The following is a 14080-nucleotide window of genomic DNA, read 5'->3' on the forward strand; positions in this document are numbered from 1 at the left end:
GTTCCGCGCAATGAGATGTCGCCGATATGGCGCATCCTCCTTGCAAGTGATAGCATAATCGGTAAAGTGATATCAGTCTGCTTGCGCTAAGAGGAGGCCGTTGTGCCATCGGTGACTGTGAGGAATTTGCCAGATGAGGTTCATCGGGCAATCCGCGCGCGTGCAGCCTCCCATGGAAGAAGCACGGAAGCGGAAATTCGCGACATTTTGGAGCAAGCAGTAAAGCCGGCCGGCCGGCTTCGCATGGGCGATGCTCTTGCCCAGATCGGCAGGCAAGCGGGCCTGACGGATGCTGATGGAGATTGGCTCGCCCAGAAGCGTATGCCCACCGCCCCCATGAGCTTTGATTGATGATCGTCCTGGATACCAACGTTGTTTTGGAGGCCATGAAGCCGTCAGCGGAGCCGGTGGTCGTCGACTGGCTTAATCGCCAGCCGGCCGAGACACTCTTCCTGACCAGCGTGACGCTCGCTGAACTGTTGTTCGGTATTACAGCCCTAACCGAAGGCAAGCGCAAAAATGCCCTCGCCTCTGCATTGGACAGGCTCTTGAAACTTTTTGGCGAGCGAATCCTCCCGTTCGAGACCAACGCTGCGCAAAGCTACGCCGCCCTCGCCTTCCACGCCCAGGCTGTCGGCAAATATTTTCCAACTCCAGACGGCTACATCGCCGCGATTGCAAAGGCGACCGGCTTCTCAGTGGCGACACGTGATACCGCTCCCTTCGACGCGGTTGGCATTGCCGTAATCAACCCCTGGATTTCGCGCTGACGGCATCGATTATGCGAACAAACCTTGATCACCTTCCTGCATCGAAGCAGCGCGAACTTGAGCGCGTGATACAGATCATCTTCGAGGAATTCGGGGACGCGAACAATCTCGCCACCGGCAAGCGCAAAGCGGGCCGCATCCAAAAGATCATCCTCTATGGCAGCTACGCGCGGGGCGGATGGGTGGACGAGCCCCACACCGCGAAGGGCTACAAGTCCGACTATGACCTTCTCATCATCGTTAATCAAAAGGAGCTTACCGACCGGGTCAAATATTGGGAGAAGACCGACGAGCGGCTGATGCGCGAACTCGCGATCACCCAGACGCTCAAGACCCCGGTGAACTTCATCGTCCACACCTTGCAGGAAGTGAATGATGGGCTTGCCCATGGGCGTTATTTCTTCATGGACGTCGCCGGTGAGGGGATCGCGCTCTACCAGGCCGACGAGAGCGAACTGCATCAGCCAAAGCCGAAAACTTCAGCGCAAGCGCTGGCTATGGCGAAAGAGTATTTCGAGGAATGGTTGCCCAGCGGTGTTGATTTTTTCGATAATTTCAAATTTAATTTCGGCCTTGCAAGGCACAACAACGCTGCCTTTCAGCTGCACCAAGCGGCGGAGCGACTATATCATTGCGTCCTGCTGGTCTCGACCTTTTACACCCCCCACGTTCACAATCTCGGCTTCCTGCGCACGCAGGCCGAGCGGCTTGATTTCCGCCTGTTCAACGTCTGGCCGCGTGAGACGCGGGCTGAGCGGGCGATGTTCGAGAAGCTGAAGGACGCCTACGTGAAGGCACGCTATTCCAAGCATTATACGATCAGTGAGGAAGAGCTGATCTGGCTCGGAACCCACGTCGAGGAGTTGGGCCGCGTCGTCCATATCATCTGCAGCGAGAGGATCGCAAGCCTGGAGGGCGCGATTGCCTAACGCGTCGAATGGCAAACGATGGGACTTTCCGGTCAGTCGCTTAACGGCGGTCACCCCAAGAAAGCTGCCGATCGCTCCAAGGCTGCGCGATCCCTAATCCGAGGCCTGGACTGGGACAAACCGGACAATGGCGGAAAAGCAGGCATCCGTTCGGCTGGCGGCAGAGCGCATGACTGACTTCCCAGAAGCCGAATGTCCTGCCACGTCGATTTGACAGCGCAGCACCTATAAAGCGGGTCGTGGTAAGCAGGCCAAGCGGAGCCGTGGCTGGCTGCGGTCGGGCTGGCCCAATGAGCGGCCATGCGCCCAAGCCCGAGTCACGTGAAAGGGGACCCACTCGCGTTGCGCGGGTTTAGCCTAGAGCTTCGTTGCACCGGTCACCAGACATCTATAACCAGCAAACAGCGCACGACTAAGAGATCAACCCGTCGCCGGCGGATACGAGCGAGCAAATAGTATGTCGAACTGTGTCATCTGCGACGAGGCCGAAGGTCGCCGGAGCGTCAACTTCATCGACCGCTACCCAGAAGTGGCGAGTCGGACTGTATGGAGTGACGGCGCTGTGTTCACCATGCCCTGCATAGGTCAGTTAAGTGCGGACCACTTTCTTGTCATGCCTGTTGAGCACCGTTCGACCTGGCGGGAGTGCGGGCATGAGATCGGACGGCTCGATGAGGCGATTGGGCAGACGGCTGCGCTGCTTGGGATCTGCGCGCCCGAACTCCTCGTCTTCGAGCACGGCGCCCGCGAGCCTTGGGACGGCGGATGCGGTATTTACCATGCGCACCTGCACGTTGTGCCGCTAAATGCGAGGCTTGATCCGGAGCGGATACTGGGATTGACCGAGATCAGAATCGCCACTGGACTGCGAACGGCGCTGGAGGCCATGACGACCAACGGGTCTTATGCGCTCTGCGGGCATTGGGGCGCAGAGTTCAGATGGGCGGCACTGGCGTCCCCGCTGCCCAGCCAGTACCTGCGCCGCCGCGTGGCGCAGGCGCTCGGACAAAACATCTGGGACTGGCGGGCCGCCGGGCGCGAGCCGTCGCTGCTCTCCGGTCTGGCGACAGCGGGAATAATGACGAGTGCTACGCTTTGAGCATGCAGGTCGATTTCGGCTACCGCTTCGACAGGGACCTCGCTCTCCATAAGCAAGCAGTCGCGGTAAGGACGCGACTTGCGGAGTTTTATGCGGGGGAGATCCGCAGCTCGCAGGCTGTCTCGCGCATCGAGTTCTACCCGGTATCCCGTGTGGGGAAGAGCGGCAGCGAGGTTTTCTACTGCGACATATGGGTACCCGGAGTCGGCTTCCCTCGACGGCATATCGCTAAGTTTCAGGACTGTAAGCGCACGGCGGAAGAGTACCGTGCGGCACTCGATGCACGCCACGCGCAACTCTGCTCGGAGGTTTCGCACTTCCTTGACGAAGACGCCGACCTTGGGCTCATCGTCTATGATCTGGCGCGGGCGCGAAATCACAGGGAGTTCCGCGGGGTTTTTCTCGACACCGATGTGCCGGACGAATTCTGCGCGAACGCGCTGTCGGCTGGGCTGAAGGACGTTGGCAGGTTTCCGAACGACCAGGCTCCCCGCCGTACCGTCCACGAGGATTTCAAAGACTACATAGAACGCCGCACCAACCCGATCGGCAAGCTGCAAGCGCTGGCGAAGGCAAGGGTCGACTGGCATCCCCTGTCCTCTGCGGCCACGGAGATCCTCGCCGCCCTTTCCGAGATCAACGCCCGAGCCGACCATGTGGTGCTCCCGCATCTGGTGCACGGCGATCTGCACGCGCGTAACCTGATGGTCGACGCGGAAAACGCTCACTCGACCGAGCTGATCGATTTCGACTGGGTCCATTACGGCCACCCGGCCAAGGACCTTGTGCTCATGGAAGCCACGCTCAAGTACATGCTGCTTCCTGAACTAGTGCAGAAGCGGCTAGGCAAGCAGGGAAGCCTATCGATGGAGGCCGTGGCGGAGTTCGAGGACGTGCTCGCAGCGAATTGCTTCGACCTACCGGACCCGTCTGTTCTCCAGTCTCGCATGGCTGACCTTCTCAAGGACGGGAACGGCGGCACTACGCTAGAGGCTCCGATCCTCCGCACATACAGGTGCCTCGTCTCGATCCGCACCGCGGCCAAGAAAGTCCTACACGACTACTGCGGACGTGTCGGTGGCACAGCAGGGGCCGAACGCGAGTATATGACAGCGTTGTTCATGGTCACCATCGGGCTTTTCGGCTTCCAGGAAACCGAACGATTCTGGGCGTTGGCCGGGCTGCATCGGCTCGTCTCGGAGGTCTCCACGCAGTGACCACGCTCGCCGATCTCGGGGAGATGCAACTCATCGACCAAGTGCTGCTGCCCGGGGTGAGCGGTGCCTTGAAGGGGGACGACTGCGCGCTGGTGCTAGTCGATGGGGCGGCCGTGCTCTGGTCAATCGATCCATGCCCGATCCCCGTCGCCGATTTGCTAGGATGTTGCACGCCGGAGGCCTGGGGATGCTTAGCGGCTACGATCAACCTGTCCGACATCGCGGCTTGCGGTGGACGGCCAATCGGGCTGTTGGCCTCCCTCGAACTACCCGATGATACCGACATCAGTTTCGTGGAACGGTTCCAGGCTGGCCTGCTTGCGACTCTGGCAGCCAGCGGCGCCCAACTGCTCGGCGGCAACGTGAAGTCCTCTGCTCGCTTTTCGGTTACGGGCTCAGTTCTGGGAAGAGCCGGCGCGAGACCAGTCACTCGCCGGATCGCCGCATCTGAATGTGGCGTATACGTGATTGGCAGCAGCGGATCGTTTTGGGCGGCCGTCGCCGGCCAGAACGCGGGTTGGGCCGAAGGAGGCGTGCCCGGAGAGGAACTTCTAATGCCGGCCCTTCTCGCACCGGTCGCGCAGACCCAGGCGGGCGCAATACTGAGCGGCTTGCCGTTTGACGTGGCTTGCATGGACTGTTCCGACGGAGTTGGAAGCGCGGTTCAGCAGCTTGCGATCGCCAACAACATAGACATTCTTCTTGACAACGAGCCGGCGTGGACTGTGGGAGCCGGCGTCCGAGACGCCCTCGCGGCGACCGGCCACGCCATCGACAACGCGTGCTACCTATTCGGCGACTGGCAGCTCGCATGCGTCGTCGCCTGTGCCGACCAGGCGGCATTCGAGAAGGCATTGCGCGATGTTCCGCTCACTCGACTTGGGAAGGGGGTAGGCGGCTCAGGCAACGTGCAAACCCACGACGGGAGGAAGTTTGCTCCTCACGTCATGAACAAGAACTTTGCAGGAGGGTACAACTCGGTACGGTGCATCGAAGACCTCATCGGCCGCTTTTTGGAGACACCGGCACTCTGCTGAGGTGGCCCGATGATTGATCGCGCCGCGCTCGGCGCTCTGGACCCACGCTCGAAGTGGATATTCCCGTGAGCGACCTTTAAAGGCTATCCAAGCGACCGTTTGCGCGTTCGGGCGGCAGCGACTGGAACCGTGATGGGGCAGCTGAGGCCTTTTTCATCGCACGATCATCTGGCATGACGGAACTCACGATTCCAAGACGCAGCAAGGTCTCACTCAAGCGCTTTAGCGTGGTGTATGGCGCGCAGCTTCCGCCGTATGCTGCTTTGAAGGTTTCCCAGTTTTCGGCGATGGCGGCAGCTAGTGCTTCTTCATGTCCGGCTGGAACTGTCCTTAGAGCAATAACGCAATCAGACAGAACAGCTTCATAGCTAGGCAGTTGAACGATCTTGTCCTTCGACGGGCGTCCTACGCGCGGGATCAATACTGCAGGTCCGTGCACTCGCCGGCGCTCAGCGGAGGCCATCCGCTTCGTGGGTGCTAGACACCTCTCCCTCATGTCGGTTGTATGAATGAAACGTGGCCCCGTTTTGGTTTCGACATAGTCGTGGACCGAGAGCGAACCTCGAGACATTTCGACAGCGTAAGGCCGGAGGGAGACAAGCAACGGCTTCTCGACCGCCGACATGGGCTGCCGCGCCGTTCGCGATATTCGCAATACAGTCACTGTGACGGCATGAGACCGGAACGCATCCTTTCGTACTTCGCCGATTTGTTCGACGCTACCCCAAGCGCGGATCGCGTCAATCAACTCGGCATCGCGTTCACTCACCAGCACTGAAGCTGGGAGGATCGCGATCAACTCGCCGTCGATCGCGAGATATTTTAGGGCGCGCGCGACAAAAGCCAGGGCCTTACTCGCCGAGTAGCTTTGTCCCGCGACGGAGGCTTGGAACCGAGTATTCCCACGACACGAGAACGGTGGATTGAGTAAAATTAGGCTGAAAATCTGGCCTTCGAGATCACTGTCGGCGCTGTCCGCAAGTAAGTCATGAACCTTAGCCTCGCAACGCGCTAAACCAGCGCCAATCGACAGGACAGCGGTCTCATCGATGTCCGAGCCAAATAGCCGAGCATGGGGCCACCGCTCGGCGGCCGCTCGAAGCAACGCGCCGTCGCCAGCAGCGAAGTCAGCAATCGAAGCCGGAGCGTCAAGCGAAGATGCCGCCGTGAGAAACCGCGCGAGATCTGCAGGGGTATAGATCGCATCCATCACGCAGCCGCTCGACGTGAGGGCGGCAGGAAGTCCGAGACTCCGTAGACAAGGCAGCGCGCTGCGCCGGTGGTGCGCCCGACTTTTCGCTTCACGTTATCATAGACAATCTCAACATCCTCGGCGTGCGCGATGGCAAAAAGGATGGCGCCCAAGGCGTGGGGCTTTGTCCCGATTAAACCAACTTTAATCTGCTGGGACGGATGCCGATTGCGGATTTCTTCAAGAACGTAATACAAACTGAACGGGCAGTTGGATCGGGCAAAACGCAGATTTCTGGTTGCTTTGTACTTTTCCAGCGGCGCAGCATTCCCGAGGTACGCGTCAAGCGGATAATGCGGACGGAAGCCCGGCACACCGATTATCGGATAGATTTTCTTCGCAAGGGGCTGCACTTCATTCAGCATGTGGGAGAAACGAACCCCCTCGAACCCCAAGAGGGGAACAAAGCAAATATCCTCCTCCGTGCGGTCATCGAGAGACGCAAATAGCGGGATTGGAGCGATGCCATCTATACGCTCGCTGAGATCATATATCTGTCCCGCGTCCGGTGAGGGCGCTTCGCTATAACTTTCGGGCTCGAGATAGATTACGCGGAACTGGCGCCCTGCCTCCAGGCATATTCTAACCAGCGGCGCCCAGGTTGCGTGGCTCAAGCCGGTAATATCGAGATAGATTGTTCCGTCGCCTAAAGCAGCCACGAATTCTTCAAGCGGCGCTCGCCTTCGGGTAGGGACGCGCTCGTAACCCGCAATGTTGGTCTCGAATGTTCCTTGCTCGCCGTCCCTGATCTCAACGAAACGCACGCTCGTTGCCCTCTTAACTAGCGACAGCGCGAACTCGCTTCGCGGCTCGGACGTCACTCCATAAAGATAGCTCGATCCTTCCGCGGGTTCAAACCGCGATGGATCTTCGAAATCACGGGTAAAGAGGGGCCGCTCACTAATCGGCGACATAGAAACCCTCAAAGAGTCGAAGCTGATCAGGAAGCGGATAATCCTCTTCGCCTCTATTGTTCTGCCGGAGGATCTGGCGGATGCCTGTCTTTGGCTCCCTCACAAGTGTCATCAGCTGGTTTGGTGTCAGCCTAAGCTTACGTTTTCGGCGATAGCTGAAGACGAAGAACGCTGAGTAGATCGGATGAACCGAATAGTCGTAGCCCTTTAGATCGAGGTCAGTCCGCTTGTTCGCGACGCTGCGAACCAGAGCGAGATGCATGACAGCTGCCGACAACAGCTTTTCCGCTTCACCAAGTGGTGCGTCCTCGGGCAAAGTGAACTGTGTTACCTCAGGAGTATGTCCTTCAGGTTCGCTTGCCAGCACTTCGAACACGCGACCCAACCCCAGCAGAAGCTTGGTTAGCTGGGCGCCATGAACTGAAAGCCCCTCCAGCTCCGTGAGATTCTTGCGGCCAACCAACGTCGCCGCTTGTGTTTGAAGTTCCGGGCGAATGGGATCGCCGGCCACGCTTTTCTCGTCTCTTTTTTGAAGCAGAAGCGCTTGGCCGACCAGCTCGAGTAAGTATCGAATGTTGCCGCCTGCCATCAGCGTAAATGTGCGCCAACCCGCATAGTATTTGCGGATGCCGGGGCGGCGGCGCCTCAATGTGAAAAGCAATGGGAATTTGTAGTTTCCCAGCCTTTCTTCCCAAGCCTTCGGCTGCAGCTCCCGTTCGTTAAACACGGCCGCAATCGAAACTTTCTGGGAGCGCGCCCAGAAATCCACGAGAGCCAAATCGAGCGGTTGCATCGACTTGGCTTCTTCCAGCCAGACCGGACAGTCGATCTCAACATGCTTGATTATGCGTGCGGCATGTTCCTGCACGCCTAAGAGATCTGCTTCTTCCTCAGGTGTCAATGTTGGTAGTATTCGAGAAATATCGAGGCTCGTTGGAAAGTCCTTCGCCACGTGCGCTCTGAGATTGCAGACTTCGGCAGCGAAGGTTACAAACTGTTCGCCTTCCAAGCGCCGCTCAATATCTATGCGCTCATAATCAGCAGGGCTGATCAGCTGTTCATTTTCGTTGAGAGTACTGCGCTTTCTCCAGCCAAGATCACGTACGCCAATCTTGAACGTGTAGTGCGGTCCGCAATGTTTTATCAGCGTGTTGAGAACAACCTGCTGATAATCGAGCAGGTTCTCGAATTCATCAACGATGAAAAAGAGGTTTTTTCCCAAAAATTGAGGTAGCTCGAGAACCGCCTGACACAGGTCGTCGATCGCTTGGCCCTGCAGCGACAGCGGGGGCAAGGCGGTAGGATCAAGATTGTTGAGAAAGGCCTCGAACCGGCGTCGTCCACGATGAATGTTCTTAAGCAGCTGGGCCTGATCGTCGGCTAGATCGAGATAGAGGGAATCTGCCACATCCTGACACACTGACGTTGGCAGCGCAGCCCCAACCGGCGCGTGTTTGGCATGCCAATTCAGGAACTCGACCACCTGCCCGCAGAAGACCAGATTGAGGTAATGCGCGAAGACCCGCTCCCACTGGCGATCGGTAAGCTCATCACCGCGAAATGCAGTCACTCGGTTCGTGTTCACCCGGTAATAGAAGCCGTAATAAGGCCATTGACTGATCGTTGCAGTGTCGTGCTTCTCAAGCTCGAACCGCCCTTCGTAGGACAGGCATCGCAGGACGGTCGTTTTTCCCGTCCCTCGCCCGCCGACCAATATGCAGGGGCGTGGCGTTTCCAGCTCGGGGTAGTAAGTAGGCTTGGTAAAAAGCTTGAAGAGCGCGTCTTTGAGCCATTCGGCACGATAGATGCCAAAAGGATCGGCGAGTGCGTCGTCTTCCACAGATAGATCGCTAATCACAGGCGCCGCACCAGCGGTGTCCAGCCGCTATTGTCGGTGAAGAAAAGGGGAAGGTTGGCGTCCGGAACGGAGTGTTGGAACGCGAGCGCCAGCCCAAGCTTGTGGAAGCCTCGCCAATCTAATTCACCGCCATTGTCCTGGTCATAGCCCAAGCGCCGGCCCACTCTCTCCACGAAAGCTATGCCCTCAGCGCGGATCGAATCGGGCCAGAGTAGTGAGTGCGGATCGGCAAGCGAATATCGCTCAGGGATCACGTTTCCGGCTGAGATCCTCAGTTGAGGAACATGGCGGCTGATCCTGCGGCGCCCATATTCGGTCGTCATGGCGTTGCAATAATAGAACGTGGCACGGGTTGCTGCGGCATGCGGCGTAGTCTCAAGCCTCTCGAACGATGTCGAGCCGGAAGCGTGGCTATAAGACCGCCGCCATGTCTTCAGGAATTGCTCCCCCGAACCGACAAAATCATCGACAAAGACGACTGGCCCACTAAATCCGTTCGCCAGCCTTTCAATCACCTCTCGCGGTTCGAAGAGCTGGTTCTGATCGATGCCGATGGCTTGCCGAGCCTTCCTAGCGAAAAGCCAGCCGCTGTCGGACGGGTTTGGATCCTCCCCTTGGACGATAGTGATAAGCGCTCTTCCGCAGAACTCTCTCCAACGCGCCGACGCGTCAGCGAATGTTTCGAGATCATCGGCCAGAAAATTGGACAGATTTTGAAACGCTGACCGAAATAGCTGATCGACCAAGTGATCGGCAAGGAACGTAAAGCGGCTAAGCAATATCAAGGCGTAGCCTCGTTCGGCTTCAGAAAAATTCGCAAGCCAGCCTTCGGGGTCGATTTTCGTCTGCTCCCAAGCGCCAAAATCGACCAAGCGACCGCAGGCCTCTAGCACGTTGGCTTCATCAGGAAATACGTGTGGGATCGTCATGTTTCTCGAAGTAGCGCAAAAATAGGATGTTGGCAGCAGACATTAACGGGTGGAATCGGCAGCGCAAGGCCATCCTATGCGTCGCTGTTCATCCTGCCGAAACGGCTGCCGCTTCGCGCCGAAGCCTGAACCCGGCTAGGATCCTTGCGCACGAATACCCGCCCTTTCGTAAATCGCCCGACGAGCGGCAGGTCGTGGGAACAACAGGCATTTAAGGCCCTGCTGCCGAACGGCGTATGTTGGTCGATAGTGTTGAAAAACTCAGCCTTGCAGTAGTCGCAAAGTCCTGATTCACTGGGTCTGTCGTTGGGAGACAGGCTGATGATGGGTGCTCGAGCGGTGATGCAGGAGGCGCTGTTTTACAGCTTCAGCCTGGAGGACCATGTGCCGCAAAGTCACCTGCTGCGGGCCGTTGACCGCTTTGTGGACCTGAACGGTATCCGGGAGAAACTGCGACCATTCTATAGCGAGACGCGCCGCCCTTCGATTGATCCCGACCTCATGATCCGGATGCTGCCATTGGTTATTGCGTTAGCATCCGGTCAGAACGGCGCCTCTGCGAGGAAGTGCATCTTAATCTTGCCTATCGCTGGTTTTGCCGCCTCGGCCTTGACGGAGCGGTGCCGGATCATTCGACGTTCTCCAAGAACCGCCACGGCCGCTTTCGGGATAGCGATCTGTTGCGGGACCTGTTCGAGATGACGGTCACGCGCTGTATCGAGGAGGGATTGGTCGGTGGCGAGGGCTTTGCCGTCGACGCCAGCCTGATCAAGGCCGAAGCGAACCGCCAGCGAGGTGTGCCCGGCGAGGAAGGCTTGCCCCCGGACATCGGCAACCATGCAGCCCGGGAGTATCTGGAGGTGCTCGATGCGGCAGCGTTCGGCGCGGCATCGCCCGTCACGCCCAAATATCTGTCACCTGTCGATCCTGCAGCGCGCTGGACAAGCGCTCATGGCGGACAAGCCTTCTTCGCTTACAGCACCAATTATCTCATCGATTTGGAAAACGCCGTAATTGTTGATGTTGAAGCCACCACGGCCATTCGCCCCGCCGAGGTGACGGCGCAGCGACCGATGATTGATAGGACGCAGGAACGCTTTGGCATTTGGCCACAGCGCCTGGCCGCCGATACTGGTAATGGCGATGCCGCCAATATCGCCTGGCTTGTCCATGAGCGCGGCATCGAACCGCATATTCCCATTTTCGATCATGCGGGCCGCCGGACTGGAAGCTACCATCGCACTGAGTTCCGCTACGACCATCAAAATGATCTTTATGTATGTCCCGGCGGCAAAGAGTTGTTCCCGCGCCGCAAGAACTATGCGATCCCACCGCCTGACGTCGATCAGGACGGGTTCATCCGCTATCGCGCCAGTAAACATGACTGCGATGCCTGCGCTCTCAAGCCGCAATGCTGCCCGGGTCAGCCCAACCGAAAAGTGATCCGATCAATCCACGAGGGGGCACGGGATCTGGCAAGAGATTTGTCCAAAACCGACGCCTATGTCACCTCCCGCCGCGAGCGGAAAAGGTTCAGATGCTGTTCGCCCACCTCTAACGCATCCTCAAGCTCGACCGCTTGCGCCTGCGAGGACCAAATGGTGCAAAAGACGAGTTCCTCCTGGCAGCCACGGCACAAAACCTCCGTAAACTGGCAAAGCTCGTACCGATCTATCCAGCAACCAGTCCCGCATGAGGCGGCGTCCAGCTTCACTCCAAAATCCGCGAACGAAAATCCCGGACTTCTTCAACACTATCGGTCGAGATCTGCCGGAAAAGCGGACTGTCGGCAGCTAGGGATTGAAAATTTGGCTCTGAGCGACCGATAAGGGTCGAACTTCGCCTGCCCTGGCTCCATAACACCTCTACCTCGTTCGCCCTTTCGTAGGTGACGACACAGGGGAGAGATCGCGGACCTCTTCTGGCGTGATCGTCTTCGCCAGTTTTACCAGGAACTTGACGGCGATGGCCTTGATCTGCGGCATTATGGGGTTCCACGGTTTGCCATAACCGGCAAGCATCGTCGATCCTTCTATCGACGCGCTAATGTAAACCGATACGATCTCTACCTCTTCAGGCGATAAGGACGGGTTGAGTTCCGCAACGAACGTCGCAATCAGGCCGTGGACATAGCGATAAACCAGCTCAACCCGGTCCGCCACGAAGTCGTTGTGATTAGCCATGGCCCACAGCTCCGTGAATAGGTGCGTCATCTTCTTTGTCTGGATTTCATCCAGACTGCCTCCAATAACGAGCGCGAGTGCTTCGTCTGCAGGCATTCCTGTGTTGGTGATCTTTCTTCTGACCTCCCCCTCGCTCGGGCTGAGAAGTTCTTCCAGAAGAACCTGCACCAACATCTCCTTGCGCGGGAAATGGCGGCTGACGTTACCCACCTGCAGCCCGCATTCAGAAGCGATGCGCCGGAGCGTGAAAGCCGATGCGCCTTCCTCAATGAGGACATGCAAAGCCGCTTTCAAGATAGCATCCACGGTATCAGAACCGCGAGAATATACGCCAGGCCGGGTCGGAGTAGCGCGTTTGGTGGTCTTCGACTTCTGAATGGTCATGCTCCCCCGTATCCCTGAATCCGCCGCAAGAAAAGTTATCTACCTCATGAGAGGGGTGGAGGAGCGCGAGCGGCATCTCGAATGGTCAGGCAGAACAGCGGGAAGGTCGCGGGGCGATCTCCCACATGGGAGGACCCCGCCGGCCTTATCAGAATTCGCGCAATATCTCGCGCAGCGTCGTCCCGCTATATTCGCTCCGCACGGCGCCTGCCTTTTGGAGCGCCGGGATGACGCCATTCACCAGATCCTGGAGTTGACGATTATAACCTGATCCTTCGATCAGGAAGCCGTCGCCGCCTACTTCGTCCATGACCGCCATCATCTTTTCGGCCACTTCATCCGCAGTGCCGCTGAAATCCATGCCGCTCGCGCCCTTGCCGACAGAGAACAGGTCGCGGAGGGACTTTCCTTCTTCTCTGCCCGCCTTTTTCATGAAATCGAGGGCGCTGGTGTGACCGCCTGCGACGATGTCCTGTGGCACAGGTGCATCGACGTCGTATTGCGAGAAGTCCACGTCCAAGGATGACGATGCCATGACGATATTATGTTCGAATGAAGCCTGTTTTTCCGCTTCGGTCATTTCCGGCGGCTGACCACCTTCGGGATAGATATTCACCGGCGTCAGGAAGAAGACCTTGATGTCGTCGGGGTTGCGGCCCTGTTGTTCAGCGCGGTTACGGATGTCCTCGCGATAAGCCTTCATGCCGGGGACGCCGCCGGTCATCATGCCCAAGACGACTTCGGCATTTTTGGATGAAAACTGGCGACCGCGTTCAGAGGCGCCTGCCTGCGCCAGCACTGGATAGCCTTGCGGCGAGCGCAATGTGTTCAATGGACCGCGCGAGCGGTAATGTTTCCCCTCAAAATTGACGGTGTGCACCTTACTGTGATCGACATAGACGCCGCTTTCAGTGTCAGCGACCAGCGCCCCTTCTTCCCACGAGTCCCACAGCTGCTTGACCAGGTCGACGAATTCGTCGGCCATGTCATAGCGCTCGACCGGCGGCGGCATCTTGTCCATGCCAAAGTTCAGGGCGGCGTTCCGCTCGCTCGACGTCACCATATTCCAGCCAGCACGTCCCTTCGTCAGCGAGTCGATGGTGGAAAGCAGGCGGGCGAGAAGATAGGGCGGATAGAAGGTGGTCGATGCCGTCGCGATCAGGCCGATATGCGACGTTTCCTGCGCCATCACTGGCAATAGCGGCAGCGGATCGAGCTTGGGCGAAAGCGTCGCGTTCTTGAGGTCCAGTTCCATGGAGTTTGCGTAGCGATCTCCGACGATCAAGCTGTCTTCGAAAAAGACAAAGTCGAACTTCGCTGCCTCGAGCATCTTGGCCAGTTCCTTATGGTAGGATCCGTCCGCCCATTGCGATCCGAACTCCTTGCCGTCGCCCGGCCATGACGTGGCTCCGAACTTAGTGAAATAGCCCAGGTGGAATTTGGTGTGTGCCATCGCTCGAACCTCTCTTGTGATCTTGCAGGGATGATAGTTGACGGATATCAACTAT

Annotated in this window: 12 protein-coding genes and 1 pseudogene; 7 read left to right on the top strand and 6 right to left on the bottom strand. The window is 58.1% G+C overall.

Going from position 1 to position 14080, the window contains the following annotated elements; all coding sequences use genetic code 11:
- Window positions 1-117: 117 nt before the first annotated feature.
- From EP837_RS20535 to EP837_RS13955, 6 genes are all read left to right on the top strand, one after another.
- Complete coding sequence (locus tag EP837_RS20535) at window positions 118-351, top strand: FitA-like ribbon-helix-helix domain-containing protein (RefSeq protein WP_225870673.1); 234 nt, start codon at window positions 118-120, stop codon at window positions 349-351.
- Window positions 351-770, top strand: a complete 420-nt coding sequence (locus EP837_RS13935; RefSeq protein ID WP_066529804.1) for a type II toxin-antitoxin system VapC family toxin — start codon at window positions 351-353, stop codon at window positions 768-770. Before EP837_RS20535 ends, EP837_RS13935 begins: the two co-directional genes overlap by 1 nt.
- 11 nt (window positions 771-781) lie before the next feature.
- Window positions 782-1699: a HEPN domain-containing protein gene (locus EP837_RS13940; RefSeq protein ID WP_066529813.1), complete on the top strand. Its 918-nt coding sequence runs from the start codon at window positions 782-784 to the stop codon at window positions 1697-1699.
- Window positions 1700-2156: 457 nt separating this feature from the next.
- Window positions 2157-2798 carry a hypothetical protein gene (locus EP837_RS21370; RefSeq protein WP_066529815.1) on the top strand — a complete coding sequence of 214 codons (642 nt, stop codon included), beginning with the start codon at window positions 2157-2159 and terminating at the stop codon, window positions 2796-2798.
- Window positions 2799-2800: 2 nt separating this feature from the next.
- Window positions 2801-4015: a phosphotransferase gene (locus EP837_RS13950; RefSeq protein WP_066529822.1), complete on the top strand. Its 1215-nt coding sequence runs from the start codon at window positions 2801-2803 to the stop codon at window positions 4013-4015.
- Entirely contained in the window at window positions 4012-5052 is a 1041-nt protein-coding gene (locus tag EP837_RS13955; protein WP_066529823.1) for a thiamine-phosphate kinase, read from the top strand. The genes EP837_RS13950 and EP837_RS13955 overlap by 4 nt, the downstream gene beginning before the upstream one ends.
- A gap of 76 nt (window positions 5053-5128) precedes the next feature.
- On the opposite strand, the gene EP837_RS13960 is transcribed toward EP837_RS13955, so the two are convergent.
- Genes EP837_RS13960 through EP837_RS13975 form a run of 4 tightly spaced genes read right to left on the bottom strand, consistent with a single transcriptional unit; the run spans window position 5129 to window position 10005 of the window.
- Window positions 5129-6262: a methyltransferase gene (locus tag EP837_RS13960; protein WP_066529829.1), complete on the bottom strand. Its 1134-nt coding sequence runs from the start codon at window positions 6260-6262 to the stop codon at window positions 5129-5131.
- The gene (locus tag EP837_RS13965; protein WP_066529831.1) at window positions 6262-7218 is read right to left on the bottom strand and encodes a hypothetical protein; all 957 of its coding nucleotides are present in this window, start codon (window positions 7216-7218) and stop codon (window positions 6262-6264) included. The genes EP837_RS13960 and EP837_RS13965 overlap by 1 nt, the downstream gene beginning before the upstream one ends.
- Complete coding sequence (locus EP837_RS13970; protein WP_082919704.1) at window positions 7205-9058, bottom strand: ORC-CDC6 family AAA ATPase; 1854 nt, start codon at window positions 9056-9058, stop codon at window positions 7205-7207. The genes EP837_RS13965 and EP837_RS13970 overlap by 14 nt, the downstream gene beginning before the upstream one ends.
- Before the next feature lie 14 nt (window positions 9059-9072).
- Window positions 9073-10005 carry a phosphoribosyltransferase-like protein gene (locus EP837_RS13975; RefSeq protein WP_066529833.1) on the bottom strand — a complete coding sequence of 311 codons (933 nt, stop codon included), beginning with the start codon at window positions 10003-10005 and terminating at the stop codon, window positions 9073-9075.
- A 321-nt stretch (window positions 10006-10326) separates the two neighbouring features.
- Here EP837_RS13975 and EP837_RS20545 point away from each other — a divergent pair.
- Window positions 10327-11701, top strand: a pseudogene (locus EP837_RS20545) (transposase).
- Between the two features lie 169 nt (window positions 11702-11870).
- On the opposite strand, the gene EP837_RS13995 reads toward EP837_RS20545, so the two are convergent.
- Both EP837_RS13995 and EP837_RS14000 read right to left on the bottom strand, forming a co-directional pair.
- Window positions 11871-12572, bottom strand: a complete 702-nt coding sequence (locus EP837_RS13995; protein ID WP_066529849.1) for a TetR/AcrR family transcriptional regulator — start codon at window positions 12570-12572, stop codon at window positions 11871-11873.
- A gap of 148 nt (window positions 12573-12720) precedes the next feature.
- Window positions 12721-14025, bottom strand: coding sequence for an NtaA/DmoA family FMN-dependent monooxygenase (locus EP837_RS14000; RefSeq protein ID WP_066529852.1), 1305 nt, complete (start codon window positions 14023-14025; stop codon window positions 12721-12723).
- Window positions 14026-14080: the final 55 nt, after the last annotated feature.

The sequence above is a fragment of the Sphingobium sp. EP60837 genome, assembly GCF_001658005.1.
Lineage (GTDB): Bacteria > Pseudomonadota > Alphaproteobacteria > Sphingomonadales > Sphingomonadaceae > Sphingobium > Sphingobium tyrosinilyticum.